Origin of the sequence: Acetonema longum DSM 6540 (assembly GCF_000219125.1) — a bacterium.
In the GTDB taxonomy this organism is placed as follows: Bacteria; Bacillota; Negativicutes; order Sporomusales; family Acetonemataceae; genus Acetonema; species Acetonema longum.
Genome location: NZ_AFGF01000107.1, coordinates 59,025 through 84,021 on the forward strand (window position 1 = coordinate 59,025; position 24,997 = coordinate 84,021).

Below are 24,997 nucleotides of genomic sequence, written 5' to 3' on the forward strand. Positions count from 1 at the left end.
TTGTTACCCGCCGGTTATTTATTTGGCCCGAAGGCCGTCGCTCTGCAATGTTATTTATTCCAAATCTCAAACTTTCCAGATTGTTTTTGCGATAATTGCCGGAAATCAACGCCGTTTTTATAAAGCATTTGCCTTCCATACATGTCGGTTAGTATAAATGGTTTTCTAGTTTTATCATTTAATATAATGACGTAACAATAAACACCAGTTTGTTTGTTTAATCTTTTTAAAACAGTTCTATTTTGATTTTTTAATACAACAATATTTTTTAATTTCATCCTTACCGCCTCCGTATTATGTATTTGTAAATTTATCTTTGTGTTTAATTAAATATTATCGCGTATATAAATTCTTGTCAAGTGCGTTTGCGAAAATAAATCACCGATCGCATAAATATATTTACAAACGTTTGAAATAGTGGTAGTCTATAGGCAGGAGGTGCATCATGGCAATAAAATACTATAAGTTATTGGATATGCTGCAGCGGCAGGGAATATCGAAGGGCCAATTCGCCGAAATAACCGGTCTTTCAAGCGCCACTGTGGCTAAGCTATCAGGACATAAAACAGTCAATATAGAAATCATTGACCGTGTCTGTAAAACCCTCAACTGTCAGCCCGGTGACATCATGGAGTACATAGACGAATAAAAGAAGAACCTCGGATCTAGTCCGGGGTTCTTTTGTTTTCTGCCTTTTGTTTAGGCCGTACCCACCCGGCCATTTCCGTAATGATCCCGGACAACATATACCGCACCCGGTACTCGCTGCAATGCAGAAGTTCCGCAATAATATAATTGCTCCGCCGGTATGTGTATCTCTGTTCCAGCAGTGTCTGCTCTTCCCGGCTCAGTCTTTCAATGGACGCATCGAACGGCGCCGCCCATTCTTCAAGTTCTCTTCGCCGGCACTGGATCTTTATCAGTCGCCGGCTTGTCTTCCCCATCTGCTTAACAATCTGCTCAGTCTGCTCCTCATATTCCCCCATGAGGGATTCAAGTCCAGCATTCATATTCCCGCCGCCGATACACAGCCCATATTTTGCTGTTAACCCGGGGATTCTTTTGTAACTGCCCAGTGTCTGCTGGATTTCATACAGATTGGCCTGCAGGGTCTTCTCAGTAGCCCTTAGGCGATCCAGCCGGCTTTTGTTGCAAAAATATAACCTAATGACTCTTTCTGTCTCTGGATACCACGTTGCTTTCTCCCCCATATTGCACCTCTTTTCTTTTCCAAAATGGCCTAACGGTCCCGTTCCATCCCCTCGGATGGGCGCATCTCTTGCAGACCTTCGGTTCTTTTTTGCTCGGGTCCCAATACTTGCACGTTCCGCATTTTATCCCAGTTACGATGTATCCACCACCTTAAAATAGCGTCCGGCTTTCGAAACCACGACGCTATTTGTCTGTTATTTACTTTTTACCTATCAGTGACGTCACAGTCATCCGTTGACTCATCCAGATACTTCTCGACCTGTGCTGCCGTAAAGATATCACCTTCCGCTTTTGCAGGCGGTTCGAATTGTCGATGCATACGGTCAATAATCGCCGAATCCAGTCGCCCATGCCGCTGATTTCGCGCGCAACAAGTTGCATAATCAGTATCCACATGATAGATAGCTACCCGCTTGCCGAATTCTTTGGACATCTGCACCCAAATCCGGCGCCGCTCTACCGTTGTATTTGTTGCATCAACGATAACGGTATATCCTTCTTTTAGAAGGGTTCTGACCATGGTTTGGGCGATAGCCCATACAAACGGTTCTGCGCTACCCACAAACTGACTACCATGCAGTGCCAAACGAATTGTATCCGGGCACACGACAACAATTTTGGGGCCAGACTCTGCACACCGCCGCGCTAATATACTCTTACCGCTCAAAGGCAGTCCGACAGTGATAACTAAGTTGCCTGGTTCTAAGCCCACTCTATCCATTGCTACCGACTCTCCTTAATTATGATTGTCCCGCTCAACACGCCCCATGAAGAATGTTGCTTTATTGTGATTGTTTCAGGATATTCTTCTGTCCGCATGGGCCGTTGAATAATCCAAAGGTCACTTTTGCTCCATTCGACATTTACGAATTTTGTCTTGGCTGGCAACTCTATTACGGTTTCCCCACCGAAGTTCTTTGTAGCGTTTTGACTTGTGCATCCCGCCGCAAACATTACGACAACCAGAATTATCATGCTCAAAAATTTTCTCATTACTGTTCACTCTCCCGCGTAGAAAGTCAATCCTCTTAAACCTCTTTGTGTTTTAGCTTTGTTCCTTCGCCGCCACTTTGCCTGGCGAACTAAAATGTGCAATTCACGCTTGCTTTGACTTTTCAGCACACACGGCCCCGGGAAGTCCGGGGTTGACGATAAAACCAATGCCCAATACGAATCATATGATGAGTCATATCGTTCACTCATCAATTCCTGCCGCCTTTTTCACATGCTCCACAAGATCTCGGACGGTTTTCCACTTGCCGGCCGATTCCTCAGTCACGTCGATATTGTACTTGTCTTCTACTTCTAGGACGATCTCCAGCAAGTCTAATGAGTCACAGCCACAGTCCCGAACCAGATCGGCTTCAATAGTCACATCCGCCATATTGCATTTCGTCTGGTTCATAATGATTTCCTGAATGCTCTCGAACACAGTCATGGCGCCCACCTCCACTCGCTTAAAACGGCAGTTGAGTGGCATGCTTAGCCACCAGGTTAACGAACTGTTCATTGATACCGATCGTTCGGCAGAATGAAATAATCACATCACTGGCAGCCTGATCAAAGACTACTAGTGTGTCATTTGGATATCCATCAGACCCTTTCCCTTGAAGTGCTCTTACGACTAAATGTCCATCCGAATTATAACTCGCCTGGACCCTTAATCCGTTAATTTCCATCTTTTCAACCTTAGCGATAGGTAATTTTTCAGTGCCAAAGGTTTCATTGTAGCAGGAACGCTCAATAATCTCAATCAATGGTACTCACACTCCACTTCTTTTTCATACACCTATCCCCTTATGCGTCCTTCCAGTCTCCGAAAAGCATCCGGCCCCGGAATTTGAGTGTGTTCTCTACACTTTCCAGGTCACTCCGCAAGTTTTTGAGTTTTTCGTATAGTCCAAGGGCCCTCGCTTCTGCCAGCCGTTTTTCCTTTGCCGCCGCTTCAGCTTCCATGTCGAGCTGCTTGGCGGTAAAGGATTGGCTTTGTGTGATATATTCCCTGTGCCGGCTTACCCAGTCTTCAGCCGTTCCGCTCTTTCTTTCCGCTTCGGCTATTCCGGCCAATTCCAGCGCTTCCCCAGCCAGCCGGCCTACTCTGGCCTTCACCGCGCTTATGTACTGCAGTTTATCGAGGATCAAATCTTTTTCAGTCAGCGGTTGTGTTTCAAGTTCGGCGATAACCCGGTAAACGTTCGTCAATGCTTGGCAGTGCTGGACTAACTGTTCGGCAGTCATTGTTTTACTTGGCCAACACATTTCTGGCACAGACCGATATGACCGATTTCCTTCACAACCTCGGGATGATTGCAGGCGGCGCACACCTGGCTGTACTTGCGGAGAATTATTTTGTCGTTGTCAGTAAAAATTTCAATTGGCGTTCCAGTATCAATGCCGTAAATTCGCCGCAATTCCTTGGGTATTACGATCCTTCCGAGATCATCCAGTTCCCTTACAATTCCTGTCGCTTTCAATTTGCTTCCCCCTTTTTGATTTCTTTTTCCTGGTAGGCTAACAGTGGAGTCTGGAGCCTCACAAAATACACCTTCGCCTGATCGTCTCTGATCGGCATCTTAGGGAAATACTCCTTAACCGAGTAATTGTGTTCCGTATATCGCACGGGGAACCGTTTTCGAAACCACGCAGGGAAGTATTGTTCTTTGAACCCATCCCACCATGTAGTCGGATAGCGGATATTGATCTCGTCCATGAATATCGACGCAACCGCACAAGTCAATCGGTATACTATCTCTTTGTGACGATAATTTTCATCTCGCCATAGACGTATGCTGGCAATATAATCGTCTAGTCGCACAGCTATGTTGTGTTTTAGAACTTCTATTTCTCCCTCAATAGTTTCCATAGCCAACCCCCTATTTCGTGTCTGGATACAATCCATACAGGTAATCCAAACATCTCTGCCGAATATCCTGGCTTCCATCCTTCCCAAAATGCCGTCGATAATGGCACGGGTCAGGCCCATCTTGGCAAAGAACACAGCCGTCTTCCAACCGGTCCTTTCCCCCATGTGATTTAGTAGGTTCGTGATGAAATTTTACTCCCTGATGAACCGGCCTGCCGCAGATAATGCATCTACCCTCATCTCGTTCCCATATATCCTCATTGAGCCTCGCAAGTGCTTCCCCGGCTATCCGCCCCGGCTTATTTTTCTTGCCCCGGGCTCTCAGCTTCGTTTTGGACCCTAACGCCGTTTTAGCTCGGAGCGCCGTCTTTCTTTTTAGTGGCGTTCGCTTCATTGTGCCTACTTGTTCAGGTTCAGCATCGGCAGCGTATTGCCACCCCAATAAGCCGGCAGCTTTCCATCCCACTTATTAATCGCCATTTCCTGTAATACCATCGGACTCAGGCTGGTATGCTTCGTCTTTTGAGCCTCAGCCTCCAGGGCAACCCGCTCCTTGTTATACCGTGCCGTTAAAACTCCCTGTTCTGCGATTTTCTTGGCTTCTACTGCATGATTATATTCGTCGCTGAAATCATGATTAGTAATCAAGAGATCCTTGACAACTAGACCGTTGCCAGTCGTTTTTTCAACAAATACTGCCTTAATCCTGGCGCTAATTTCTTGGCGCCGTTCCACAAATGATTCAATCGGATATTCCGCAACCATGGAGTTAACAGTTTCGGCCAACGTCGGCGACACCAAAATAGTCTGATATTCAGTGCCAAATCTTTGATAGATTGTTCCGATTTCACCGGGGTTCACGGCATAAACCAAACTCACATCCACCTTAATTGTCTGCATGTCCTTACTAGATACCTCCAAGGACAGAGGAAAATTCTGTTCTCGGATGCTCATTTTCTTCACACTGTCGATAAACGGCAGTTTAAAGTTCAAGCCCTCGTCCATGATCCCATGTAACTTGCCCATGCGGGTTATTACCCCGCGTTCACCGGTTTCAATTGTTGTTATCATGCCGAATAACAAAATGATGATTAAAAAGACCCCGCACACTCCCAAAATTAATGATTTTTTCACAGTCCTATTTCCCCTCTCAATGAATAATTATTTTCTTTTATCACCATATATTGTGTCTAATGCAATTTTAAACCACAACATATGTCCGAAACCGGACATTTCCCGTATTTCCCAAAAAAATATCGCAGGAATGTTTCATCCTGCGATTACCCGTTAATGCCAGCGGCTATTGATTTTGTACTTTTCGATCAACCTCCGAAGGTGCCGCTCTGTGACGCCGAGTTTAATCGCGGCCTGACTAATTCTCCTTGAGGCATTCAGTGCTTGGACAATGAGCTCTTTTCGTTCAATCTGTTGCGGTACTTGGTCCATAATCAGTACCCCCCATTTGATACTTCCTCACTTTCCTTATGGTAATTAGTGGAGCCAGGAGCCGTATCCCGTGCCTAAGTGGGACACAGTCAGCCAAGTCCCATAATATCTGCTCCCTGGGAATAAACATGTATTGCATGCAATATATCCCCGATCGGCCGGCTTCGGTCCTGCCCTGCAGTAGCAATCATTTTCAGGTATATCTCGCATTTTTGTCGCTCGACCCCCTGAAAAACATTCCGGAATGGTACTCCGCCTGATAGTGTCAGGGAATAATCCATCTTCTTTGTGCGGCCATCTCGCTTTTTTGGTAGTCCAGCATTTTTACGCCAAGTCGAAAATATCTTATGCGATACTCCTAATAACCGGGCCGCCGCCGTGTCATTGGGAGTATTGTGATACACTTGATACCGGGTAGCCTGGTCGCAATCGGCAAGATACTTAGTCATAGTCATCACCTACCATATCCTCGATCCTCCTTAAACTTATTGAACAGTTCAAATTCCTTATTCTTTTTCTTGTACTCTTCCAGTTCTCGTATGGCCTTTTGCGCCGCCGCTTCTGCTGCGTTTATTTCGTCTCGCATATCCCTCAATATCTTGATAACATATGGTTTTACATCTATTACCTTATCGTCAAAGGTAAGCTTCGCGTCATCCGCTTCTTCCCACAACCGGGGCAGTTCGGACCTCACAACGACCCTATAGTTTATTTCATATGGATATAACACTAACGCATCAATCAAATTGAATAGCGACAAGCAGCCTAATAACGGAAGGTGTCTTTTAAGATCGACATTTCTATACACTTTCTTCTCCCTTCTCCGGGTATTTCTCACCGCAGAACGGGCAATAACTGACCATGACCTTGATTTTTTTATCTTTTAACTTACCATTTTCACCTATAACATCCGCTGTGGCTTCGATATAAATACGGTTCGACAAAAGTTCCACTGGCATAATAACTCTACGCGCCGTGGGAAATGCTTTTTTCAGCTCGGTACAAACTCTATTTTGGCAATCACACATCACTGTCAGCCTCCTTTCTTATGCCCAGTTCAGTCAGGCAGACATGGCATATATTTAATGTTGTTCCGTTTATTTTGTTTTTGATGACATGGGTTCCCGGATGCTCCCCGCATAATTGGCATTTCCTCTGGCATTCTTTTTCTGACGGGCAATTAAACATGGACGTCCTCCTTCGGCAGCAGTTCGGCAAGTTCGCAGTCGGGCTTATGCCCAGCATCGCGTTCCCTCCTGCACACTAGGCAAACTCCATATATTTGACCGCAGCAAAATTGAATACGTTTCAGCATTCTTTCGCACCGTTCCAACCTTTCCATATCCTCCGGCCAGCCGGTCCACGCCCTGGCAATAAACTGGGCATTCGCTTTCGCTTCGTCAAATTGTTCGCCATCTTCGGGGTAAAGGTTATGATCATAATTGATAATGTGCTGTGTTTCATAGCTTGCTCGACTTACTAAGGCTGTCCCCATTCGCAGCACATGGCCGTCTCCCTCCTGGTATTCGTACAGACATTTTCCTGGAGTTTTGGCCGCCATAATCTCCTTTTCCCTGGCCCGGTCACGCATCGTCTTTCACCGCCTCTAATGGATTTTTCCCGTTGATCCGCTCGTATTCGCGCATTGCTTCCGAAATACTCCCGCAATATCCCGACGATCTCAGGCAGGCAATGCACCGTATGTCGCCGCATCCGTCATCACCATGGATATATCGCATTGGTTCACCGCAGACACAAATAAACCCAGTCTTAGGCATCCTTACCGCCTCCCCCCAAGGTATTCTCTGCATAGTCCGCTATCTGTTCGCAACGATAATCCCGTGCTTCGTCGCTGTATTCGCAGGATTCATCCGCGTAATCAACGTCGCTGTATCTATACGGTTCGCAATCCGGGCGATTGCACCCATTACAAACGTCAAGAGGTTTTGCTGTAGCGGCTTGGGCAATATCCCAGTATTCGCTGTCCTCTACGGCGACGAACCTATCATCGCGACAAAGGCAATACCCCCATGGACTTCCGCAAAACTCCCCAACACTGCAATTCGCACAATGCTGATCCAATTCTCCTATTTTCATTTTGTTCCGTCGCCTCCCCTCTTCCTCGGCTTGTAAGTGCATTCGATGTGCCACATATCGCTTTGTCCAATTAAGTGAGGGCATTTGTCACATTTGGCTATATTTATTTCCCTTTTCTTTTTGGGGCACATGGCTAACTGTATATACCGTGTTTCAAGCACCATCCTGACCGCCTCCTAATCATACCGATCGTTTTCGCCAAGTACCCAACGCAAAGCATCTTCGGTTGCTTGGCAGTCAATCAGCATGTCTTTTAGGACTTCTTGGGATATCTTCTTGTTCTGATACGATCTACGGCAATTTTGAGCGGCTCGTTGCGTAGCTTCGATTTCATCCCTTATTTCCCGCTCTGTTTTCACGACGCGCCTCCTAACAGTTCCGGGTTGTCCCACCTAGTGCCGATTTTTTCAAGTTTCTGCCCTAAGTCCGCTTTTGACGGGTCCCATTGCCATAGCGGGAAAGTCTGCCCTTGAGATAAGCGGTGTCCTTTTATAACCAGTCCGGCCCATTGGTGGCGGTCAGACCATATAATTTCAACTATTGCTCCCGTTTCGTCCTTGCAGATATCGCCTCGGTAAAGATCTTGAAATCCGGTATACTGCCCGACCGTGGCCGGATCAACAGAATAAACCGTGTTTTCGTCACCGAACTGCATGATCGATATTACACCGAACATCTTAACTAAGTACCCAATTACCCACTTGCCGGTCGCTAAGCTTTTCCCCCGGAATTTTATCTCCCTACTCACCGGCTTCACGCTCCTTCAATGCCTCGTATAGTAAAGTTAGAACAGAACCATCGCCCACATCGTTCCCGCGGTCTTCAAGCCATGGCTTGGCTGCCAATAATGCCGTCTCCAACTCCACAATTCGGGACTGCTGATCCTTGATGAAATCAACTATCTCCATTGCTCTGCGAATTGATATTGGCTTCACGCCTGCAACCGACGGATAAAACTCTATAAATTTGTCTCTGAGTATCTCTATCGCCTTCTCCGACGTCATCTTGTCCATCAGGATTCCTCCTTTTGCTTTTGAAACTTTCTCGCCTGCAGTTCACGCTCTTTATTTCCCCATCTGGTAAGTTCTTCCGGTAAAATACCTCGACTGCAGTGTGGGCATATCGGTATCATCCCTGCCCGTAATTCCCGTTCGAATTCACGCGCTCGTATCAGCCATGGCTTGTATTCGGATAGTTCCTTGGCCTGTTCGAAAAGCTGTTTAAGCTCGCTATTCCTCCGTTCGTCCTGTTCGGCACACAGGAGCATCGCGTCAAACGCATCGATCTTATTTCCGCAATGCCGGCAGAATACTTCTCGGTTTTTTGGATCGAATTCAAATGCAAGCGGCTTTTTGGGGAAGGTCATCCACTCATAGCAGGAGCAATGCTTTTCTTTCCCTCGATTGATGCGGAAAGTGGATAGTTGGACTATGTTTTCGGGTAATTTGTCACCCATCATGTTCCTCCTTCGCTTGTCTTTGTTTAATGGCTAGTGCCACCTCATGGCGTCTAATCATTTCGTTCAACATGCACTCCATCATTCCAAGTCCCCAAAATTTAGCGACATCGTTTAACTGCTCTATCTGCTCTTTTGTCATCCATTCAGGGGCTTTGTAGCGCAGTTTCATGCTTCGCGCTCCTCTCGCTTCGGGGCGGAGAGGGCCACGCGGGACATTATGACAACGTTATACAACTCAGGACGATTAATCCAATCGTTCTTGTCGTCAACTTCAATCCACGCAATTTCTTCCAGCGCCGCCGTCAGTTTCGCCACCCTGGCCTGGGCGGCGTCCCGCTCCTGCTCCAACCTTGCCTTTTCCTCGACGTGATTGTCAGCCATAGTCTGGATAGTACCGCGCAACGAATCGCATTGCCGCCGCAGGCCAACACCCTCTTTTTTCAGCAACTCAACATCAATCATCAGCTTTCCGATCAACTCCCTGGCCCAACCGGGTATTCCTCGCAATCTGTCGTATATCCGGTCAAGGTTCGGATAGCCTGTTTTAGGCCGTGTAAGCAACTCTTCCAGAAGTGTTTTGTTTTCAATCATCCTCTTCCACCTCATTTAATGAGCATTGATATTCAACGCAGGTTGTTTCACTCATCGCCGCTTACCCCCAACGCCTGCACGCAAATCCGCTTGACGGCTGAATTTATCCGTGGGGATTTTTGTATGGATTTTATGGCAGTTTCTAGTGCTTCTATCCTATCACGTTGCCCCTCGATAATCACAAGGAGCGATTCATTACAATCTTCGCATACCGCGTCCATTAATCTACCAGTTTCTTTTGATCTGATTACAGCAAAGCCGCCATCATGTTTACAACTCATCGCCGCTCACCCCTCCCTCGGCAATCAACCTGTCTATCTCGGCCGCAATCAGCGCCCCGGCCTTGGTCAATTCGCGAATCCGGTTGTCTGGGGTTGGTCGCCACCATCTTATTTGCCAAGGCCACCAGATTATTATGCTTCCGCCAATTCTATCCGCAAAACGCTCTCTCAGCCTGGCCGGTATGGCATATGCTGCCGCAGCTAAAGCTAATTCGTCATAATCATGCCGCAGATTTGGAGCTATTTCCCTATTTCTTTCGGCAGCAATGAGTTGGATTCCGTCCGGTTTGTACGGTTTAAACGTATTTTCAAATCCCCTTTTACCTGGCATCTTCGTAATACCCCCTCGCCGCATTCTTTTCGATCACCTTCCGCCTGACTTCCGCCCGGGCCTTATCGTCATACCCCAGGATTGCAAGTTCGGTTTCCCGGCTCATCTGACCGTCAACAAGTTCCATCGCATATTCCTCTTTCGATTTCGGGGAAGGATGTGCAAGGTACCATTCAAGCGCTTTTTTCTCTTCAAGGTTCTCACTCTGAACGTGCCCGATCTGCTGCAATAGCGTATTTCCCAGAAACCGCGTCGCCGGCCTGATCTCGGTTTCCCGGCGGTGCTTCAGTTCTTGTAACAACCTTTTCAATTCCAATCCATGCTCTGTCCCGGAGCAAGAATAAATATGCTCATCCAATGTCATCTCGCCATCTCCCTACCCGACAATGTTGGCGGCTCCATCCATGCAAATACATTTTCGTCCACTTCAAGCAAAAGTTCAGTATCACCAAATAGATTCTGGATTTCATGCCACCCTTCCGGAATAAATTCGGGCGTGTAATCGTCTCCCTGCGCAAAATCTGACGCAAACATGGTCCCAAACCTTCCAATCTCTATTTCCTCAATGCCCGATGGTACATAAGCTGCGTACTTTAAGACGTATCTTTCCGGTTTTCCTACCGCGACAATAACCGGCTCCCCGCCTTCCGGCATTCTCTCTGTAACCGGTATCCACCGCATGCGATCCCCTGCCATGGCCAGTTCAAGAAGTTCCCCCGCCGCCATAATCTGATCTTCGGTTCTGTTGTGATTGTCCACCCCGATACTGACGGTTATTTCTCCCCGATTAAGCCTGTCTAATATGCTCATTTTCCCATCTCCTCCCCTCGTTCCAACTTGATCAGCCAGTCCCGGAAGTCTATCCGGGCGCCGCAATCATTGCAAACAATCCTGACCTCGTATTGTTTCTTGCCACCCAAAGCGCAGATTTCAGCATCAGCCCCGCAGAAGGGGCATATGCTGTTTTCTTCTTTAAGGAGTTCTGCGCAGATGTTTTTCACTGTCAATTTCATGCTTTTATCCCCTCCGCTTATTCAGCAGAATAACGTTTAAGACAACAACGGCTTTGCATTTTCCTTTTTGTGCTATCAAATCACTAATGCGTTCGATATCGCCGATTTCATTAATTTTAAAATTGGTATTGAAGGTTATTCTTCCAAAGCCGTTCCCTGTTTCTGTCTGGCAGGCATATGACACAAAGTATTTATACTCCGGCTTTCCAAATAGCTTTTTAATGGCCGTTATGATCGACATAACAATCCCCTCTCTATCGCCGACTCTTCATCCTGTTTCACCCAGATTTCTTGGTTAGAAAGCTCCCATTCCCAGCCAAGCTTACCGGCCATCCAGGCAACTAATATCTGATTTCCCATCGCCTGAGCCGCAGCCGGCGGAACTGCATTCCCGATTGCTTCTCGCCACCGAGCATCCGATTTACCGGCCAGTACCAGGGGTGAACCGTCTGGCATGGTCAGAGGTATGGACTGTAAAGCAGCCAGTTCAAGGGTAGTCAGCGGTCTGTGCCATGTCCCATCCTCAGCGATAATCACATACACACCGGATTCATTGTCCGCCGGGATTCTCGGATCGGCGACCGCCGCCGTTCCAGCGTGAACATCTGCAGAGCCTATTACTGTTTTTGCCGGTTCGTCCCATTGGGTTACGCCCATCGTACCGTTTCTGACGGTGCAACCAAAACGCGGGTCCGGGATTGATTGAGCACCAGCCTGTATGTCCTGTATTCCGGTTACCGTTGTTGCATGCTTATCCCACTCGCCAACCTGATATTTGTTGCTAAAGCCTTTTTCTCTGGTTATCCGTGGGTCTGATATTGAAGCCCTACTAGCCATGACTTGCATGTTGCCGCGAATCGTGACACCAGACTCATCCCATTTTTGAACACCGTAGCTATCCGGATACATCTTACAATTAAACCGTGGGTCCGATATCGCCGGCGCCCCGCTACCGAATCTTGTTCCCGTCACACATGGTCCTGTTTCGTCAAACTTTACAACCCGGTAAACTGCCGGATGCTTCCCTTCGCATGCCTGCAGTCTTGGATCAGGAATAACCGTAGCACCGTTGTTCGGTCTAAACGCCCCAGTCACCGTATTGGCTGGCTCATCGTATCGGCTGACCCTGTAAATTGTTTTATGGGTACTATCCGCATTTAAAGTCATTCTCGGGTCTGGTATGGCGGCTGCCGTGCTTCCCCCGGGACGCATATTTCCGGTAACCGTTCCACTCGGCTCTTCCCAGTCCATAACTCCAAAAGTGCTTTTACGCGGTTCATGTTCAATACGGTACTGCTCCGGGTTTATGTTCTGCAGATCCCGCCAGTCGCCGCCAGCAGGAATAAGCGCTAGGCGTACCCAAGTTTTCCACTGCAACCGTGGCATCCGATGCATCGGGCCGGCGGCCGGATCATCAGGCAATGGCATGGGGCCAATTATATCGCCAACTGTTTTGAGCGGAAGTTTTGGCGGTTTATATACAAACGCCGGTACTTTATCAGGCTGTCTGGCAAGCAACAAAAATCTTTTTCTGCTCTGCCCCAGCCCTCCGATCTCGCCGCAGTCGTGGATTTCATTTTCTTTATGTACAATCTCATAACCGAACGATTTCAACATACGTCTGATTTCTTTCAGCAATTCCGCTCCTCTAGTCCGTATCCGTGGCACATTTTCAAAAATGATGATTCCCGGCAAGTTGAGCTCAAACGCTTTAAGAGTCAGATATATGCATCGCAACGTCAGGCGATTCAAAGCCTGATATTTTTTACTTTCAGCTGCTTTCCTCGGCAATAACCCTGAAAACCCTTTGCACGGTCCGGAAATAAATACGGTATCCGGGTATTCCCCACCGGTTGCCTCGTATATATCATCAGGCGTCACTTCCCGCCAACCTTCAGGTGGTTCCTTTCCGTGAAAGTCAATATAATCTTGCCAGCTGAAGAAATCCATTCTGACTGCTGGTGCTCCAGTCATCATTTCAAAATCTTCGCAAGCCAGCGGATCAACGTCAAATCCTTTCAATGTCCGGAATCGACCGACAGCTCCTTTGTATTCTCCGATAGATTTTTGCATCCCGAATGCTGCCATGCCTGCGCCACAACATAGATGAATTACCTTGTTTTCGTAAATTTGTGCCCTTAGCAATTACATCACTCCATTTTGTCATAATTTTTGTCATAGAAAGACCGGCATTCAGTCCATTTGATAATATATGTGTACTTTCCAACCATCGCTTTCCATGCTCTTTGCCATGGCTTCAACAGCTTTCGCCCGGGAATTCCCCTGACCACCACCCGGTGGATAAATAAAGTATCCTGGGCCAAGCCAGTTGCTCTTTCCTCGGCAATGCAACCCAGCTGCTTTTATTGCCTCCAACACCTTGTCCTCTTTCGCTCTCGGAATGCGCAAAACCATGGTATCTCTATTGGCCGTTCCTCCATCGTCACTCCCTGATGTAGACGCTACTGCGGTGCTTTTGGCCCTTATTAAGTCATCAGTTAATTTTTTGTAATCCGTTGCCACATTGCTTCCCCCTTTGTAGCATTTTTTTATCGAAATCTCTCTCCCGGATTCCAGTCTAATGGCTTTTCAATGCAGAATCTTTCTCTGAAATCCGGATAATGTTCTTCAACCAAAGCCCACAACATCTCTTCATTTTCAATGTCGATTACAGCATAAATGGTGCAATCTTCACGGCCAGAATTATCATCACGAAGAACAATTTCATATTCTTCATATTCGGATATCCAGATCTTGAATGGTGGTTTAGTGCAGCCTTCATCAACATAATTTCCTGAATACCAGCTGGCCCAAAATCGTTTCATGTCGGCCCACCACCCATTTCCTTCATTCGTAGCCCCCGATCCAGTTCGTCGTGCATCCCCCGTCCCTGCCGAGGATAACGTTCCTATGCTTCTCTATGCACCATTCCTCAACTTTCGACCATGGTTGCCCGATAAGGTTATGACTACGATCAAAATAAACTGTGTGTTTTTCCATATAATCCGTAATGTATTGCTCAATTGCTTCTGCCTTCGGATTGTCCAACCAGAGTTTCAATTCGAACCTTCGTATAAGAGCCGGATCGAGTAGTTTTGGCATATTAGTGGCTCCGATAAGTACCGCACTGGCCGGTAGTCTATCAAGGCAAGTAAGCATCGTGTTAAGGGTTAGACTGTACTCCTTGCCAGTTCCGCTTACCGCCCCGCTTCTCGCCTTTCCAATGGCGTCCAACTCATCCAAAAACAGTACACAACGGTTGCCATATGCGTATTCAAAGATTGCATTGATATTTTTACTGGTAGAACCGAGATACGAATCAACTACGCCAGACAGTTTCAGAATATGTACCGGCAGGTTTAATTCCTTCCCGATCACTCCCGCCAACGTTGTTTTTCCATTCCCCGGCGGACCGGCAAGCAGAATTCTATTACGGGTCAGCAGTCCTGCTTCTCTTAAATTTTCAGCGAAATCCCTTTCATTCATAAAATCATTTACTGCCGCCAGAACTTCGTCCACCAAAAACATCTGGGGCAAATCCTTCTGACACTCCGGTTGATACAACATCGACTTAATATTCTGGGGGAGTTCAACCAATTTCGCATTATTGTCTCCCCACGACTTCAAAGCCTGTTCCAACTGTGCTACTGCCTTATCTCGACCATTACTCTTCTCGTTGGCAATCATCGCTACTATTTGCCGTCTGGCATTAGAGTAGTCACGATCACCTATAGCCCGTATCAGCCAGTAAACATCATCAATCTTTGGCATGTTAGAACCTCCTCACCTTATTCCTCAACAAATCTGATATGCGGATACCGCTTCATAAACATCTTCTTTTTCATCATGTATACTGGGGTTCGATACCCTTTGGTATCAATCACCGTCAGGGACCCGTCCAACTCATCTACCTCGAAGTCTGCAATATACGCAATGGCCCGGATTTTTTGGCGGCCGGCTTTAAACGCATCCTGAACGATATATTGCACCTGGATTCGAAAGTCCTGGATAATCCCGGCCCTCTTTTGAAGTTTCAACTCCTGGTACTTTGCCGCTTCCTTCTGACTGGCAAACACAATGCCGTCAACTTCAGTCTTTGTGGCGTTATACTTTTGTTTTTTCGGCGTTTTGTCGGCCGCCTTTAATTCCCTCAGCACACCATCAGGGATTCGCACACCAGCCTTAATCAAATCAGAAACGCTGTTGAATCTCGGCATTGTCTTTTAACCATTTTTCTCCGAGCGACGACAGGCTGTAATCACCTGTCGCTACTCTCTTTTGCAGGAGCCCCCGCCGATACAGAATATCCCTGATCATTTCAACCATCCGGCCAGGAGTCCGATCCAAAATCTTCTGAGCCTGGTCGGCTTGCACATGTCCAGTACTATGCATGACCAGTATGGCTTTGGCGATGACACTTTCTTTGTTCACGGAATCACGTCCCATCTCGCTAATCAAAAAGGAATCTCCTCATCTGGAAATACGTCCTTACCGAATGAACTCATATCTACGGGCGCTGACCCGGCTTCTGGGGCACCTTGTTTCTTACTGTCCAAAAACTCAATGTTTTGAGCAATAACCTCGGTTACATAGCGGCGCTGTTTTTCAGCCGTTTCATAGCTACGGACCTGCATCCGTCCTTCCACCAGCACCCGCCGGCCCTTGGTCAGATTATTACCGGCGACCTCGGCCAGCTTCGACCAGGCGACTACTGGTATGAAATCCGCCTCCCGTTTCTCCGGTGACGAACTTTGCCTATTTACGGCTACAGTAAAAGACGCTACGGCTTTTCCGCTTTGTGTGTAACGGACTTCTGGATCTTTTGCCAAATGTCCAACGAGTATGACTTTATTAATTTTGTCCACTCCCCTTCATGTTCTTTTGCCACTGGAAACTTCGACCGCAATCCTAAATCACTGCAGTAAATGGCCGGTCTATACCAATATCGTTGAAATTTCTTCCATTCCTCGCTGTACTCTATCCATTCTTTCGGCTGGTATAGTTGTGCACGAGGCAACATTCCGGCAAACGCTACCGATTTTAATCTGGCTTCGTTTTTCGCCATATCATCGCCAATGAGCACATAGCAGTGCAAGTTGTCCCGTCTAAACCCAGCCTTTAGGAGATTAGCAGCAACTTTTTTTATCCCCGGCACCGAGCCGTCACAGTCCGCTGCAAACCATAGTTTATCAATCTTCAGCGACCGCATCTGTTCAATATCCCAATCGGTTAATCGAACTGCCTCCAGTCCGCCTTTAAACTCTATCCTGCTCTGTTTCTTGAGCATGTCGTATACTTTCGCCCGGTGCTCCTGAGAACACGCCAGAAAGTTATTGTCTTGAATGATATTCCCTTCAGTAATCGGCAGTTCGCGTAGTTTCCCCTCTCTCTTGGGAACAAAACAAAAACTGCAGTTATTCGGGCATCCTCGGGACGTGAATGTCATGCCCTTGCGGACATACATTCCTGAAACAAAATCGCCGCCGGCATCGCCAAAGGCCGGCCCGCCAATCTTAACAGGTTTATCAGTAGCTCCCCCCCATTGGTACTGCAGTTCCTGGCACCACTCTCTATCCCAGGTAAATACACAACAAACATGAACTTCATCATGGGCAGGAATAAACAACTCAGGAGGACCGAAAAAGCACATATCGTCATCCGGCGTATAACTATTCCGCCTGGGGAATACTCGAATAATTTTTGAATAGTCCATACTCATCACCACGCTTTTTGTCACTTTTCGGCCTTGGCAACGGGCAGTATATTGTCTGCTTGGCCGGCTTGCTGCCCCATACCGTCCAGTAAACCTCCATCAGGGGACTGCCCGACTTGCGTTCTTTTTGGTCAAAGAGAAAATTCGGGCGCCATGTAAGCGGTAGTACCGCTTCCGGCCTATATTGCTCAAAGATTTTCAGCTTACTGGTTGCATGCCAATACTGCGATTTTAATAAAAAGGCGAAAGGCTTGCCATGTTCAATGCTGCGGAGGATAAATTGCTCCGACAGCGAAAAAGGCGGGTTTGTTATAATCCAGTCACAGGGATTAAATGGCGATATCAGGAAGTCCATTCCGGTTCGACCATATCCCCTGTCACGGAGTTCGGTAGCTATTACAAATGGATATCCCTGGTGTTTTATGGTTTTAGCCATGTGCCCCTCTCCGCAGGCAGGCTCCCATATCCGAGTGTTGTACGGAAGTTTTAAATAGTTTAACAGGGCAATCGTTACCTCCGGTGGTGTAGGGTAAAAGTCGCTCGGACTTCTATTTTCGTGGGTTCTATTCGCAAGTAGGTTGCCTTCCATCTTTTCCCCTCTCAATCTCGGCATCAAATTTCATAAACGTCATCCAGTGTGTTTTGGTTCTCCGATCCCCGAATAGCGGCTTGTGTCCAATAGCCTGCAGAACTTCTTTCTGCGGGATTTGCTCCTCGTTCCATTTAAAGATTAACGTTCCGTTCGGCTTCAGCACCCGCATGCACTCGGAGAATCCGGTTTTAATATCGTCGCGCCAGTTCCCGGTTAACTTTCCGTACTTCTTGACCATCCAGCCCTTTTCTCCCCCCCTGATTAAATGGGGCGGATCAAATACGACAAGGTAAAAGCTATTGTCAGGGAACGGCAGGTTTCGAAAGTCGGCGATGATATCAGGCTTGACGATCAATTGCCGCCCATCGCAGAGCGTGTCGATCGTTTCCCGGTTATCTACATAGACCGTATGCGGTTCTGCCCGGTCGAACCAGAACATTCGCGATCCGCAGCATGCGTCAAGAATTTTCTTTTGCACGGTTTAACCTCTCAATCTCGGCTATCGCCGCAAATATCACCATTACTCAAACATTACGGTCTGGTCTGGATTCTCTTTGCCTTTACCGTCCCGATCATATGCCCACCAATTAAACCAATCTTCGGCAGATTGCCAAGTCATGATTTCTCCCTTTGCGTCTTTCCGCTTTTTTAGGATATCCCATCCCATCTGAGTGGCCATTTTATAAGCTTCGTAAATTTTGGGCCACCGGGTTGCGTCTCTGGAGATATCGTGTTGCATCGGGCACATCACGCATCCCAATCTTTCAAACCCTTCGTCATATAGGCTACAATAAGGCAATTTTACTGACCGAATGTATTCCCAAATGTCATGGTAAGTCCAGTCTATGATAGGATGAAAATACCGCTTTGAGTTGTCCGTATAGCATTGTTCAACCATTGCGCGCCGTTTTCGCCTTGAACTTTCTTCCCACCTTACGCCAGTGATAACCAGTCTTCCCTTTCCGCCGCATTCTTTTAGTACAGCGCAACACCACCTGCGGTGTCTTAATGGCAAATCTCCTTTCCGGGCTATCAACTGCCACATTGTTTCTTTAGGTAAATGGCGCTCAACTTCCGGATGCTCCCGCCGGATAAACTGCACTAATTCAGGGGGATCAACGGTAGTCAGGTTGTAGTGGGCGTCATATTTCACGCCGGCGTGCTTCACGAGGTCAAGAGTCACACACGAATCCTTCCCGCCGCTAAACGCCACATAGTACCCTTCTGGCGGCTCAAACTGGCGTATCCGGTCAATTGCTATCTGCACTTTATCTCTGATTCCGAAAAGCGTATGTTCTACCAGCATCTCATCACCACTCCATCCTAAACGGTTTTTCAGGCGGCACCACCAGAATCTCCACGCTTCGCCGTCCCCACTCAGCCACTTTAGTATCTAACTCAGTGTCGGCCTTGATATCTAAACTCACCGAAATACCTTCTTTCCGCTCTTTCTCTCGCCCAAACAGCATCGTCTTTATTTTTATAAACTCCCAAATTCATCTCCTCATGATTGACCGTAATCCTTGCTCTCCAAAGGTCTGGCCTATGACTACAACGGCTAACTCCTATCGCATTAGATGTATTGCAACTTCTTAATCCACGATTAAAGCTACTCTGCAGTGGAGTGCAGACCCTCAGATTGATTTTTCTATTATCAAGCTGGTCATGATTTACATGGTCCACATACAAATCATCCGGACTTTCCATGATAAACCTGTGCAGGTACGTTGTTTTCTTGTTAACCCTTGTTTTTGCATATCCATTATCACTTAAATGCCATTTGTGTCTTGATACTCTCCCGACATCTTCGCAATCTATAACCGCGAAATCACGCACTATATGCTTAGTGTCTCGCAGTACGATGATTGCAAAGATATCGCCGTATATAACTTCGTTCCTGTCAAATCTTGTGACAGTTAAAATCCTTCCGAATTTGCGCATGTGTGCTCTATGTTTCTCGCACAATAGCATATTGGTTGGTCTGTATACGCACACCCTGTTATTTTCTGTGCCACATACTTCGCATTTTCGTATAAATTTTTGCAATCTGTCATTCACCTACCAATTCATCAAATAGGGCTTATCCGGTGGAATAACTAAGATTTCCAATGTCTTACGGCCCCATTGGATCATTTCTTCTTCTGTTTCTAGGCAAACATCAATGATGTTCCCCTTAATCAAATTGCCGGTATCATGACAGAGCATGAATCCTATCCCCGGAACCCACACCCGACTCCCCAGAGGTATCACATCTGGGTCCACGGCTACCGTTTTATATGGGATCGCCGGTCGGCCGTCATATGCCAGTCCTGTGCCGCTGGTCATGCCGGGCTCAAAGGGCGTATAGGCGGTGGCCGTTACAGTCATGACATACCCTCGTGTCTCGGCAACCGAATTGTTTTTCATCCCTTCCAGTGCCGGGATTTTGCCAATTGCAATTGCCATCTGCTGCATGGCAAGCAGCATCATTACGACCATTGTCAGGACTTTCATCGTCTCATCTCCTTTCCAGTCTCAGCTACTCCATTTTGTCATGATTTTCGGCATATCAATGCATACGCACCGGAGTCACGATATACACTCGGGAGTCATCTTCGTCTTGAAGTAAACACGGGACAAGCGGTCCGGTCATTCTGAACGTAATTGTTTCGCTGGTCGAAGTCTGTAGATAATCCAGCAAATATGTCACATTCACTGCCATCGTTACGGCTTCCCCTGAGAGCTCAATAGGAACTGATTCTTCTAACTGTCCAACATGAGCATCAGTCGCAGTAATCATTACCGATTCATTTTCAAACTGTAATTTCACAGTGCTATATTCACTGTTCTTGCCAACGATTGCAGCCCGTTTCAGCGCGTCTAGAAATTCATTGGACTTTACTTTTGCCGTAATCGTAGATGATTCTGGAATGACCCGTCGGAAATTTGGATAGATACCTTCGATGAGCCTTGTCCTTACAACCGTATCACCAAAACAAAACTCAATCATTGCAGGACCATAAGTTATCTGAACATCGGAATCACTTTGAACCATACTGGCTACGTCTTTAGCAACAGTACCCGGAACAATCACATTCCCAGATTCATCAGGCCCTATTTCCGGAGTTTTTTCTGTTGCAGTAGCCATCCTATGCGTATTGCTGGCCACCGCCACCGTCTTTTCCCCAAACTCAAAATATACACCGTTAAACACAGGCCTTGCTTCTTTAGATGCACACGCAAACGCTGTATTGTGGACCATGAACTTCAACACTTCGCCTGGCAGAATAATTGTTTTGCCGCTGGGTATACTACCGGTAATACTATCGGGGTGTTTTTCGCCCACAGAGATTAAATTAATTTTAGAGCGTCCACTTTTTACCGTTAACATTGTCCCATCCGTTGCCATTTCCACATCGCCCGGGAGTGATTTGCAGATATCTATAAGATTTCTTCCAGACACAACTACCATCCCAGGCTCTTTCACATCCGCAGAAACGGCATGTTGTATTGTCGTGCAACCATCGCCGGCGAGTAATGTTACCTTGCCGTTTTCGGCATGGATGCTCACACAAGTCAAAATTGTAAACGCTGATTTCCCTGGTAATGCTTTGGCTACTATCGCCAGGGCATTATTTATGTCAGCCTTAGCCACTGTGATATTCATCGTCTAACCCCCTAATTCAACATGTCTTTAATCGCGTTCATCGAAATAGACAACCATTGGTCCCGCTCCTTTGGCAACCACAAAATCTGTTTGTCTCTCTGGGATCTTCTAAGCAATACCTCCAAAATGCCATTAAACAACTCGTGTCGGCTGTTCCCCTTATATCCATTCCGCACTTCGGGAGGCGCGAATCCGTCAGGAATCGGGCAGTGGATGATCAAATCATACGGTTGGCTCTCCGCCAATTCGTGATAAAACATGCCAACATGCGCCGGAATCCCGTACCATACCATATAGGCAATCACATCATACAGGGACCGGTCCGCAACGAATGATTGGTGTTCCAATTCGAGTTCCTTCATTTCCCAATAAACCAGAGACTGATACGCCATCTTCGTCTCTATGGACTCATCCTCCATGTCCTTAATGGTTTTTACTCCCATAACGTTTGCTACTTTTCCCGCCACACCAGTCAACAGGGGATACCCGCATTGCTCAACAAGTTGATTCGCAAGAAACGACTTGCCGATCCCATGCGCCCCGGCTATCGCAATTCTCATCGTATTCACACCGCAGCACTCCCCAATCTTTGGTCGCGTCCACAAACCTCTATTTTGTAGCACATTTCGAGGATACGGCTTACAATGCGTTTTCCCGGTATGTCATCCTCAATGTTGCCGCTTTTGTCTCGTACTGCCATCTTCACGATGAGTTCAGACGGACTATAGTTTGTCGTGATGACGGTTTGTTTTTTGCGCAGCAACCTCGCGTTGATAACCGAAAACATCTGCTCCGCCACCCATGCCGTCATTCGCTCTGCCCCTAGGTCGTCCATGACAAGCAAATCCGTACTTTTCACGATTTCAAGCAACTCACTGGTATCCTTCTCCCGCCGGATCGTTTCCCGAATATCCGCGAAAAGTTCAGGAACGGTAACAAATATGGCTTCATAGCATTGCGCTAATCGCAAATTCAAGATAGCCGCCGCCAAATGCGTTTTACCGGTCCCGGGCTTGCCGTATAACAGAACACCCCTTCCTCCAACATCATTGGCAACCTTTTGGGCGGCCATAAAAGCCTCGGGGTTATTCTCCCTGCAGAAATTTCCGAAGGCTTTTTCCTTTAAAAATTCCGGCACCCGCGCTGAAGCCAAAACCTGTTCAGTCCTCTTCGCGTGATTGTACATTGCCCCATATCCGCATACTCGGTACGCCGGAGATATTTTGCCGCCGTCGTCCATCCGCAGGACGTACTGCATCCCCTTTCCGTCACCAACGGCTTTACACTGACTCAGTCCCTTGCAGTCACGGCACATATTTGCACTTTCAAGAGCATCGCTGATCATGACATAGTAATCCGGCACATCTTTCTCCTGAATCGTCAGTCCAGACTCAGCAATGAATTTCCGCATATCATCGGTCATACTCGCTGTAATCTCCTGCACATGCATCCCCCTTTCCAATGACCGGTTTATTGTTCTGTTTCCCCGCCTTTTTAACAACAGGGTGATTCAAATAGCTGTTGAATTTCGTTCCGAATAGGGTTTCAGGCCGCAGGTACTTAGCCTGCTCCGTATCAACCCACTCGTCGTACTTCTTATCAATCACGGTCTTAAAATCATCAAGGCGAAACCCCTCTTCCCATCTAGCACGGATATGCTTCCGGTTCGAATCAATAACCCGATACTTGGTACCGCATTTCGTGTTGAGGTAGTCAATGATTTCAGCAAAAGGGACAATATTATTATTTAAATCTTTATTTATTAATAAATCATTATTTATTAGTCGGGGATTTTCCACCGAATGGTTTTTCCTCTCGGTGGTTTTTCCACCGGGTGGTTTTCCCTCCTTGTGGCTGTTTCTGTCCGGTTTTCGTTCCTCCGGCGGCAATGGAACCTCATAAACTGCTCTTTCCCACCCCATGAATTTCCCGTCAGGGCCGTGTATGGGGATCTTCTTCATGTAGCCGCACCGGCGAAGTTCTGCAAATCCACTTTTGACTGAATCATATCCATCCTTTGAGGCCTTCACCATTTCTTCAAGAACTGGCTGCCAATCATCCGGCTTACTCAATAAATAACTCAGCATCCCCTTTGCCCTGAAAGAAAGATTCGGGTCTTTAAGTCCTGTCTTGTCCATCATCACATAAGGATTTTCACGCTTTTTAACCCGAATAATCGCCATAATCATCACTCCTTACGCGCCATAACGGAAAACTGAGAAAACAATCCTGCCGGTTTTTTATCAGCTTGTTCATTTTGTTGCTCATTCCGTTGTACATTTAGTGGTTCATTCTGCTGTGCAGTCTGTTGTACAATTTTAGCCATTTCCGGCTGTGCATCGGTTCGTTGCTCAGGTTGTTGTACGGCTTTATGCTCAATCTGTTGTACGTTTCGTTGTACAGTCTGTTGCTCGTTACCAGTAAGCGGTATAAACTCATATTCCCCGGCTTTATTTTTTTGTCCTGACTCCCGATACCGGATGCGCCCGGAGTCGATGAGCACATTTCGTGCCCGATCGAACTCCCGGCGGCTTAACCCGCATAGAGCCTGTAGATTCTGGTTTGGATAACTAAACGATGATAGATACCCTGTATCCCGCCAAATAATCGCCAGTTCATGCCACAGTGCAATGGCTACGGCCGGCACCGGATAAGCATGTTTCCAGCGGTTAAACAGATCTATCTGGGAGTGGTACATTACCAATCACCTGCCGCTAACTCTCCCATCCCGAGTGCGTTTGCAATTGGCGCATTCGGCGCAATGTGGGCCTGTTCATCTGGAAACTGCGGCATCAAGAAAGGGGATAACGGATCGGCGCCGCCACCGGTATGATAAATCGCCTCTAGGCGCCACATGTCCGTCCATTCGGACTTAATCTTGGACAAAATAACCGGCACCATTTCCTGATAGACTTCGTCGATAATGTGCCCGACATCGATCATCTTGCCGTATGACATTGCTTTCCTGGACTTTGCAATGGGATCTACATGTTCAATCTGGACATCAATATTAAGTTCCTGCGCCAGTCTGTTTCTGATTTCCCTAAATGGGTGGATCATGCCCCAATCTGAAATGCTGGTTGACTTTGTTTCGTTATAACTGATACCGGGATCTATCCATGTCAGGCCAACAGTGTACTGTCCCCAGTCGAGAATCCCAAATCGCTTTCCCTGTAAATCCGTCTTATGCTGGGTGGCAATGTGATAGCCGGTAGCGTAGTGCTGCGGGAGAATCATACTCTTGGTCACATCAATCACGGATTCAAAAATTTCCGCACCGGTCGGGTGGAGGATTTTAACCTTATGGGTTTTGCAAATTCCTTCATGGTATTTCTCTCGCATCCCCTTTGAGCGATAATGAAACCCCGGCAAGCCGGCTACTATCTTAGCCGTGTGTTCGCCTTCGCCGGCGAATTGTGCCAGCATGGCAGCGAACAGGACGATCCCCTCTTCTTCAATAGTGCGGTTCTTATCCGTGGTGTTTTGGGCATCGCTGACATCCACAGCCCCCTGCCCCAGGACATACCGCTTGCCCTCGTACTCAATTGCCATCCGGTTTATTTGCTTAATAGACATATTAGTATGTTCATCCGGCGGCAATACGGTTATAGGACTATCGTTCGCCCCGGCAGCTACCGACTGTTCCCGGAAGGCTCCCACATAGGAGCGCATGATTGCCGGGATACTCCCGAGAGAATACCGTTTTGAGTTTCCGAACCCGATATCATTCCCCAATGTCAAATTCATGCTATT

The 24,997-nt window shown here is 47.2% G+C and carries 44 protein-coding genes; 1 reads left to right on the top strand and 43 read right to left on the bottom strand.

Going from position 1 to position 24,997, the window contains the following annotated elements; translation table 11 throughout:
- Window positions 1-50 precede the first annotated feature (50 nt).
- Window positions 51-278, bottom strand: a complete 228-nt coding sequence (locus ALO_RS11845; RefSeq protein WP_004096139.1) for a hypothetical protein — start codon at window positions 276-278, stop codon at window positions 51-53.
- 167 nt (window positions 279-445) lie between these two features.
- Between ALO_RS11845 and ALO_RS11850 the strand changes: the two genes are divergently transcribed.
- Entirely contained in the window at window positions 446-649 is a 204-nt protein-coding gene (locus ALO_RS11850; RefSeq protein WP_004096140.1) for a helix-turn-helix domain-containing protein, read from the top strand.
- Window positions 650-665: 16 nt separating this feature from the next.
- On the opposite strand, the gene ALO_RS11855 is transcribed toward ALO_RS11850, so the two are convergent.
- The 42 genes from ALO_RS11855 to ALO_RS12080 all read right to left on the bottom strand — a co-directional run bounded on the left by ALO_RS11855 (window position 666) and on the right by ALO_RS12080 (window position 24,991).
- Window positions 666-1,211 carry a hypothetical protein gene (locus ALO_RS11855; RefSeq protein WP_004096143.1) on the bottom strand — a complete coding sequence of 182 codons (546 nt, stop codon included), beginning with the start codon at window positions 1,209-1,211 and terminating at the stop codon, window positions 666-668.
- Between the two features lie 206 nt (window positions 1,212-1,417).
- Window positions 1,418-1,933 carry an ATP-binding protein gene (locus tag ALO_RS20920; protein ID WP_004096145.1) on the bottom strand — a complete coding sequence of 172 codons (516 nt, stop codon included), beginning with the start codon at window positions 1,931-1,933 and terminating at the stop codon, window positions 1,418-1,420.
- A 474-nt stretch (window positions 1,934-2,407) separates the two neighbouring features.
- On the bottom strand, window positions 2,408-2,650 hold the full coding sequence (locus ALO_RS11870; protein ID WP_004096149.1) for an acyl carrier protein: 243 nt from the start codon (window positions 2,648-2,650) through the stop codon (window positions 2,408-2,410).
- 19 nt (window positions 2,651-2,669) lie between these two features.
- Window positions 2,670-2,969, bottom strand: a complete 300-nt coding sequence (locus tag ALO_RS22495) for a hypothetical protein (protein ID WP_004096151.1) — start codon at window positions 2,967-2,969, stop codon at window positions 2,670-2,672.
- Window positions 2,970-3,009: 40 nt separating this feature from the next.
- On the bottom strand, window positions 3,010-3,450 hold the full coding sequence (locus ALO_RS11880) for a hypothetical protein (RefSeq protein ID WP_004096153.1): 441 nt from the start codon (window positions 3,448-3,450) through the stop codon (window positions 3,010-3,012).
- Window positions 3,447-3,686, bottom strand: coding sequence for an AbrB/MazE/SpoVT family DNA-binding domain-containing protein (locus tag ALO_RS11885; RefSeq protein WP_004096156.1), 240 nt, complete (start codon window positions 3,684-3,686; stop codon window positions 3,447-3,449). Before ALO_RS11885 ends, ALO_RS11880 begins: the two co-directional genes overlap by 4 nt.
- Window positions 3,683-4,075 carry a hypothetical protein gene (locus ALO_RS11890; RefSeq protein WP_169313143.1) on the bottom strand — a complete coding sequence of 131 codons (393 nt, stop codon included), beginning with the start codon at window positions 4,073-4,075 and terminating at the stop codon, window positions 3,683-3,685. The genes ALO_RS11885 and ALO_RS11890 overlap by 4 nt, the downstream gene beginning before the upstream one ends.
- A 399-nt stretch (window positions 4,076-4,474) precedes the next feature.
- Window positions 4,475-5,209, bottom strand: a complete 735-nt coding sequence (locus tag ALO_RS11895; RefSeq protein WP_004096159.1) for a prohibitin family protein — start codon at window positions 5,207-5,209, stop codon at window positions 4,475-4,477.
- 153 nt (window positions 5,210-5,362) lie between these two features.
- On the bottom strand, window positions 5,363-5,521 hold the full coding sequence (locus ALO_RS21435) for a helix-turn-helix domain-containing protein (RefSeq protein ID WP_004096161.1): 159 nt from the start codon (window positions 5,519-5,521) through the stop codon (window positions 5,363-5,365).
- A 454-nt stretch (window positions 5,522-5,975) separates the two neighbouring features.
- Complete coding sequence (locus ALO_RS11905) at window positions 5,976-6,329, bottom strand: hypothetical protein (protein ID WP_004096166.1); 354 nt, start codon at window positions 6,327-6,329, stop codon at window positions 5,976-5,978.
- Window positions 6,322-6,549: a hypothetical protein gene (locus tag ALO_RS11910; RefSeq protein WP_004096169.1), complete on the bottom strand. Its 228-nt coding sequence runs from the start codon at window positions 6,547-6,549 to the stop codon at window positions 6,322-6,324. The genes ALO_RS11905 and ALO_RS11910 overlap by 8 nt, the downstream gene beginning before the upstream one ends.
- 152 nt (window positions 6,550-6,701) lie before the next feature.
- The gene (locus tag ALO_RS11915) at window positions 6,702-7,112 is read right to left on the bottom strand and encodes a hypothetical protein (RefSeq protein ID WP_004096174.1); all 411 of its coding nucleotides are present in this window, start codon (window positions 7,110-7,112) and stop codon (window positions 6,702-6,704) included.
- On the bottom strand, window positions 7,105-7,299 hold the full coding sequence (locus ALO_RS11920; RefSeq protein ID WP_004096176.1) for a hypothetical protein: 195 nt from the start codon (window positions 7,297-7,299) through the stop codon (window positions 7,105-7,107). Before ALO_RS11920 ends, ALO_RS11915 begins: the two co-directional genes overlap by 8 nt.
- Before the next feature lie 495 nt (window positions 7,300-7,794).
- Window positions 7,795-7,977 (bottom strand): hypothetical protein, encoded by a 183-nt coding sequence (locus ALO_RS11930; RefSeq protein WP_004096179.1) that lies wholly within the window; start codon window positions 7,975-7,977, stop codon window positions 7,795-7,797.
- Entirely contained in the window at window positions 7,974-8,366 is a 393-nt protein-coding gene (locus tag ALO_RS20925; protein ID WP_004096180.1) for a YopX family protein, read from the bottom strand. Before ALO_RS20925 ends, ALO_RS11930 begins: the two co-directional genes overlap by 4 nt.
- The gene (locus tag ALO_RS11940; RefSeq protein WP_004096181.1) at window positions 8,359-8,631 is read right to left on the bottom strand and encodes a hypothetical protein; all 273 of its coding nucleotides are present in this window, start codon (window positions 8,629-8,631) and stop codon (window positions 8,359-8,361) included. The genes ALO_RS20925 and ALO_RS11940 overlap by 8 nt, the downstream gene beginning before the upstream one ends.
- Window positions 8,631-9,074, bottom strand: a complete 444-nt coding sequence (locus tag ALO_RS11945) for a hypothetical protein (protein ID WP_004096183.1) — start codon at window positions 9,072-9,074, stop codon at window positions 8,631-8,633. Before ALO_RS11945 ends, ALO_RS11940 begins: the two co-directional genes overlap by 1 nt.
- The gene (locus ALO_RS11950) at window positions 9,067-9,246 is read right to left on the bottom strand and encodes a hypothetical protein (RefSeq protein ID WP_004096185.1); all 180 of its coding nucleotides are present in this window, start codon (window positions 9,244-9,246) and stop codon (window positions 9,067-9,069) included. The genes ALO_RS11945 and ALO_RS11950 overlap by 8 nt, the downstream gene beginning before the upstream one ends.
- Complete coding sequence (locus tag ALO_RS11955) at window positions 9,243-9,668, bottom strand: hypothetical protein (protein ID WP_004096187.1); 426 nt, start codon at window positions 9,666-9,668, stop codon at window positions 9,243-9,245. Before ALO_RS11955 ends, ALO_RS11950 begins: the two co-directional genes overlap by 4 nt.
- Window positions 9,669-9,938: 270 nt before the next feature.
- Window positions 9,939-10,280 carry a hypothetical protein gene (locus tag ALO_RS11965; RefSeq protein ID WP_004096195.1) on the bottom strand — a complete coding sequence of 114 codons (342 nt, stop codon included), beginning with the start codon at window positions 10,278-10,280 and terminating at the stop codon, window positions 9,939-9,941.
- On the bottom strand, window positions 10,270-10,644 hold the full coding sequence (locus ALO_RS11970) for a hypothetical protein (protein WP_004096199.1): 375 nt from the start codon (window positions 10,642-10,644) through the stop codon (window positions 10,270-10,272). The genes ALO_RS11965 and ALO_RS11970 overlap by 11 nt, the downstream gene beginning before the upstream one ends.
- The gene (locus ALO_RS11975; RefSeq protein WP_004096201.1) at window positions 10,641-11,090 is read right to left on the bottom strand and encodes a DUF551 domain-containing protein; all 450 of its coding nucleotides are present in this window, start codon (window positions 11,088-11,090) and stop codon (window positions 10,641-10,643) included. Before ALO_RS11975 ends, ALO_RS11970 begins: the two co-directional genes overlap by 4 nt.
- Entirely contained in the window at window positions 11,087-11,293 is a 207-nt protein-coding gene (locus tag ALO_RS11980; protein WP_004096203.1) for a Lar family restriction alleviation protein, read from the bottom strand. The genes ALO_RS11975 and ALO_RS11980 overlap by 4 nt, the downstream gene beginning before the upstream one ends.
- A gap of 4 nt (window positions 11,294-11,297) precedes the next feature.
- Complete coding sequence (locus ALO_RS11985) at window positions 11,298-11,534, bottom strand: hypothetical protein (protein WP_004096205.1); 237 nt, start codon at window positions 11,532-11,534, stop codon at window positions 11,298-11,300.
- Complete coding sequence (locus ALO_RS11990; protein WP_004096206.1) at window positions 11,522-13,438, bottom strand: DNA cytosine methyltransferase; 1,917 nt, start codon at window positions 13,436-13,438, stop codon at window positions 11,522-11,524. The genes ALO_RS11985 and ALO_RS11990 overlap by 13 nt, the downstream gene beginning before the upstream one ends.
- A gap of 48 nt (window positions 13,439-13,486) precedes the next feature.
- Entirely contained in the window at window positions 13,487-13,816 is a 330-nt protein-coding gene (locus ALO_RS11995) for a hypothetical protein (RefSeq protein ID WP_004096208.1), read from the bottom strand.
- Between the two features lie 26 nt (window positions 13,817-13,842).
- The gene (locus ALO_RS12000) at window positions 13,843-14,118 is read right to left on the bottom strand and encodes a hypothetical protein (protein WP_004096210.1); all 276 of its coding nucleotides are present in this window, start codon (window positions 14,116-14,118) and stop codon (window positions 13,843-13,845) included.
- Window positions 14,119-14,140: 22 nt separating this feature from the next.
- Window positions 14,141-15,064 (bottom strand): AAA family ATPase, encoded by a 924-nt coding sequence (locus ALO_RS12005; protein ID WP_004096217.1) that lies wholly within the window; start codon window positions 15,062-15,064, stop codon window positions 14,141-14,143.
- A 17-nt stretch (window positions 15,065-15,081) separates the two neighbouring features.
- Entirely contained in the window at window positions 15,082-15,510 is a 429-nt protein-coding gene (locus ALO_RS12010) for a DUF1064 domain-containing protein (RefSeq protein WP_083821088.1), read from the bottom strand.
- On the bottom strand, window positions 15,485-15,751 hold the full coding sequence (locus tag ALO_RS12015) for a hypothetical protein (protein ID WP_004096221.1): 267 nt from the start codon (window positions 15,749-15,751) through the stop codon (window positions 15,485-15,487). The genes ALO_RS12010 and ALO_RS12015 overlap by 26 nt, the downstream gene beginning before the upstream one ends.
- A complete protein-coding gene (locus ALO_RS12020) occupies window positions 15,748-16,149 on the bottom strand; it encodes a single-stranded DNA-binding protein (protein WP_040293308.1) in 402 nt (133 codons plus the stop codon). The genes ALO_RS12015 and ALO_RS12020 overlap by 4 nt, the downstream gene beginning before the upstream one ends.
- Complete coding sequence (locus ALO_RS12025; RefSeq protein ID WP_139025386.1) at window positions 16,074-17,006, bottom strand: radical SAM protein; 933 nt, start codon at window positions 17,004-17,006, stop codon at window positions 16,074-16,076. The genes ALO_RS12020 and ALO_RS12025 overlap by 76 nt, the downstream gene beginning before the upstream one ends.
- Window positions 16,963-17,442 carry a hypothetical protein gene (locus ALO_RS20930; RefSeq protein WP_004096227.1) on the bottom strand — a complete coding sequence of 160 codons (480 nt, stop codon included), beginning with the start codon at window positions 17,440-17,442 and terminating at the stop codon, window positions 16,963-16,965. Before ALO_RS20930 ends, ALO_RS12025 begins: the two co-directional genes overlap by 44 nt.
- A gap of 127 nt (window positions 17,443-17,569) precedes the next feature.
- Window positions 17,570-18,076, bottom strand: a complete 507-nt coding sequence (locus ALO_RS12035) for a class I SAM-dependent methyltransferase (RefSeq protein ID WP_004096229.1) — start codon at window positions 18,074-18,076, stop codon at window positions 17,570-17,572.
- Window positions 18,077-18,118: 42 nt separating this feature from the next.
- A complete protein-coding gene (locus ALO_RS12040; RefSeq protein ID WP_004096231.1) occupies window positions 18,119-18,904 on the bottom strand; it encodes a phosphoadenosine phosphosulfate reductase family protein in 786 nt (261 codons plus the stop codon).
- 752 nt (window positions 18,905-19,656) lie between these two features.
- Window positions 19,657-20,091 (bottom strand): 3D domain-containing protein, encoded by a 435-nt coding sequence (locus ALO_RS23530; protein WP_004096235.1) that lies wholly within the window; start codon window positions 20,089-20,091, stop codon window positions 19,657-19,659.
- 55 nt (window positions 20,092-20,146) lie between these two features.
- Window positions 20,147-21,244 carry a DNA polymerase III subunit beta gene (gene dnaN, locus ALO_RS12055; RefSeq protein WP_004096237.1) on the bottom strand — a complete coding sequence of 366 codons (1,098 nt, stop codon included), beginning with the start codon at window positions 21,242-21,244 and terminating at the stop codon, window positions 20,147-20,149.
- 11 nt (window positions 21,245-21,255) lie between these two features.
- Window positions 21,256-21,804, bottom strand: coding sequence for an AAA family ATPase (locus tag ALO_RS12060; RefSeq protein WP_238528264.1), 549 nt, complete (start codon window positions 21,802-21,804; stop codon window positions 21,256-21,258).
- Between the two features lie 5 nt (window positions 21,805-21,809).
- Window positions 21,810-22,688: an ATP-binding protein gene (locus ALO_RS12065; RefSeq protein WP_169313145.1), complete on the bottom strand. Its 879-nt coding sequence runs from the start codon at window positions 22,686-22,688 to the stop codon at window positions 21,810-21,812.
- The gene (locus tag ALO_RS12070) at window positions 22,657-23,427 is read right to left on the bottom strand and encodes a conserved phage C-terminal domain-containing protein (protein ID WP_050807006.1); all 771 of its coding nucleotides are present in this window, start codon (window positions 23,425-23,427) and stop codon (window positions 22,657-22,659) included. The genes ALO_RS12065 and ALO_RS12070 overlap by 32 nt, the downstream gene beginning before the upstream one ends.
- 5 nt (window positions 23,428-23,432) lie before the next feature.
- On the bottom strand, window positions 23,433-23,942 hold the full coding sequence (locus ALO_RS12075) for a hypothetical protein (RefSeq protein ID WP_004096246.1): 510 nt from the start codon (window positions 23,940-23,942) through the stop codon (window positions 23,433-23,435).
- Window positions 23,942-24,991 (bottom strand): ParM/StbA family protein, encoded by a 1,050-nt coding sequence (locus ALO_RS12080; RefSeq protein WP_004096248.1) that lies wholly within the window; start codon window positions 24,989-24,991, stop codon window positions 23,942-23,944. Before ALO_RS12080 ends, ALO_RS12075 begins: the two co-directional genes overlap by 1 nt.
- Window positions 24,992-24,997: the final 6 nt, after the last annotated feature.

Coding starts and splice junctions, on each gene's coding strand:
- ALO_RS12040 (WP_004096231.1), bottom strand. CDS start 18,904: ATGCTGGTAGAACATACGCTTTTCGGAATCAGAGATAAAGTGCAGATA.
- ALO_RS12005 (WP_004096217.1), bottom strand. CDS start 15,064: ATGCCAAAGATTGATGATGTTTACTGGCTGATACGGGCTATAGGTGAT.
- ALO_RS11915 (WP_004096174.1), bottom strand. CDS start 7,112: ATGCGTGACCGGGCCAGGGAAAAGGAGATTATGGCGGCCAAAACTCCA.
- ALO_RS23530 (WP_004096235.1), bottom strand. CDS start 20,091: ATGAAAGTCCTGACAATGGTCGTAATGATGCTGCTTGCCATGCAGCAG.
- ALO_RS11850 (WP_004096140.1), top strand. CDS start 446: ATGGCAATAAAATACTATAAGTTATTGGATATGCTGCAGCGGCAGGGA.
- ALO_RS11970 (WP_004096199.1), bottom strand. CDS start 10,644: ATGACATTGGATGAGCATATTTATTCTTGCTCCGGGACAGAGCATGGA.
- ALO_RS20920 (WP_004096145.1), bottom strand. CDS start 1,933: ATGGATAGAGTGGGCTTAGAACCAGGCAACTTAGTTATCACTGTCGGA.
- dnaN (WP_004096237.1), bottom strand. CDS start 21,244: ATGAATATCACAGTGGCTAAGGCTGACATAAATAATGCCCTGGCGATA.
- ALO_RS12010 (WP_083821088.1), bottom strand. CDS start 15,510: ATGCCGAGATTCAACAGCGTTTCTGATTTGATTAAGGCTGGTGTGCGA.
- ALO_RS11870 (WP_004096149.1), bottom strand. CDS start 2,650: ATGACTGTGTTCGAGAGCATTCAGGAAATCATTATGAACCAGACGAAA.
- ALO_RS21435 (WP_004096161.1), bottom strand. CDS start 5,521: ATGGACCAAGTACCGCAACAGATTGAACGAAAAGAGCTCATTGTCCAA.
- ALO_RS11855 (WP_004096143.1), bottom strand. CDS start 1,211: ATGGGGGAGAAAGCAACGTGGTATCCAGAGACAGAAAGAGTCATTAGG.
- ALO_RS12075 (WP_004096246.1), bottom strand. CDS start 23,942: ATGTACCACTCCCAGATAGATCTGTTTAACCGCTGGAAACATGCTTAT.
- ALO_RS11945 (WP_004096183.1), bottom strand. CDS start 9,074: ATGGGTGACAAATTACCCGAAAACATAGTCCAACTATCCACTTTCCGC.
- ALO_RS11965 (WP_004096195.1), bottom strand. CDS start 10,280: ATGCCAGGTAAAAGGGGATTTGAAAATACGTTTAAACCGTACAAACCG.
- ALO_RS12000 (WP_004096210.1), bottom strand. CDS start 14,118: ATGAAACGATTTTGGGCCAGCTGGTATTCAGGAAATTATGTTGATGAA.
- ALO_RS12060 (WP_238528264.1), bottom strand. CDS start 21,804: ATGAGAATTGCGATAGCCGGGGCGCATGGGATCGGCAAGTCGTTTCTT.
- ALO_RS11980 (WP_004096203.1), bottom strand. CDS start 11,293: ATGAAATTGACAGTGAAAAACATCTGCGCAGAACTCCTTAAAGAAGAA.
- ALO_RS11920 (WP_004096176.1), bottom strand. CDS start 7,299: ATGCCTAAGACTGGGTTTATTTGTGTCTGCGGTGAACCAATGCGATAT.
- ALO_RS11845 (WP_004096139.1), bottom strand. CDS start 278: ATGAAATTAAAAAATATTGTTGTATTAAAAAATCAAAATAGAACTGTT.
- ALO_RS11985 (WP_004096205.1), bottom strand. CDS start 11,534: ATGTCGATCATAACGGCCATTAAAAAGCTATTTGGAAAGCCGGAGTAT.
- ALO_RS12080 (WP_004096248.1), bottom strand. CDS start 24,991: ATGAATTTGACATTGGGGAATGATATCGGGTTCGGAAACTCAAAACGG.
- ALO_RS12070 (WP_050807006.1), bottom strand. CDS start 23,427: ATGGCGATTATTCGGGTTAAAAAGCGTGAAAATCCTTATGTGATGATG.
- ALO_RS11955 (WP_004096187.1), bottom strand. CDS start 9,668: ATGATTGAAAACAAAACACTTCTGGAAGAGTTGCTTACACGGCCTAAA.
- ALO_RS12025 (WP_139025386.1), bottom strand. CDS start 17,006: ATGGACTATTCAAAAATTATTCGAGTATTCCCCAGGCGGAATAGTTAT.
- ALO_RS11940 (WP_004096181.1), bottom strand. CDS start 8,631: ATGGACAAGATGACGTCGGAGAAGGCGATAGAGATACTCAGAGACAAA.
- ALO_RS11880 (WP_004096153.1), bottom strand. CDS start 3,450: ATGACTGCCGAACAGTTAGTCCAGCACTGCCAAGCATTGACGAACGTT.
- ALO_RS11975 (WP_004096201.1), bottom strand. CDS start 11,090: ATGAGCATATTAGACAGGCTTAATCGGGGAGAAATAACCGTCAGTATC.
- ALO_RS11910 (WP_004096169.1), bottom strand. CDS start 6,549: ATGTGTGATTGCCAAAATAGAGTTTGTACCGAGCTGAAAAAAGCATTT.
- ALO_RS11950 (WP_004096185.1), bottom strand. CDS start 9,246: ATGAAACTGCGCTACAAAGCCCCTGAATGGATGACAAAAGAGCAGATA.
- ALO_RS11890 (WP_169313143.1), bottom strand. CDS start 4,075: ATGGAAACTATTGAGGGAGAAATAGAAGTTCTAAAACACAACATAGCT.
- ALO_RS20930 (WP_004096227.1), bottom strand. CDS start 17,442: ATGGCTAAAACCATAAAACACCAGGGATATCCATTTGTAATAGCTACC.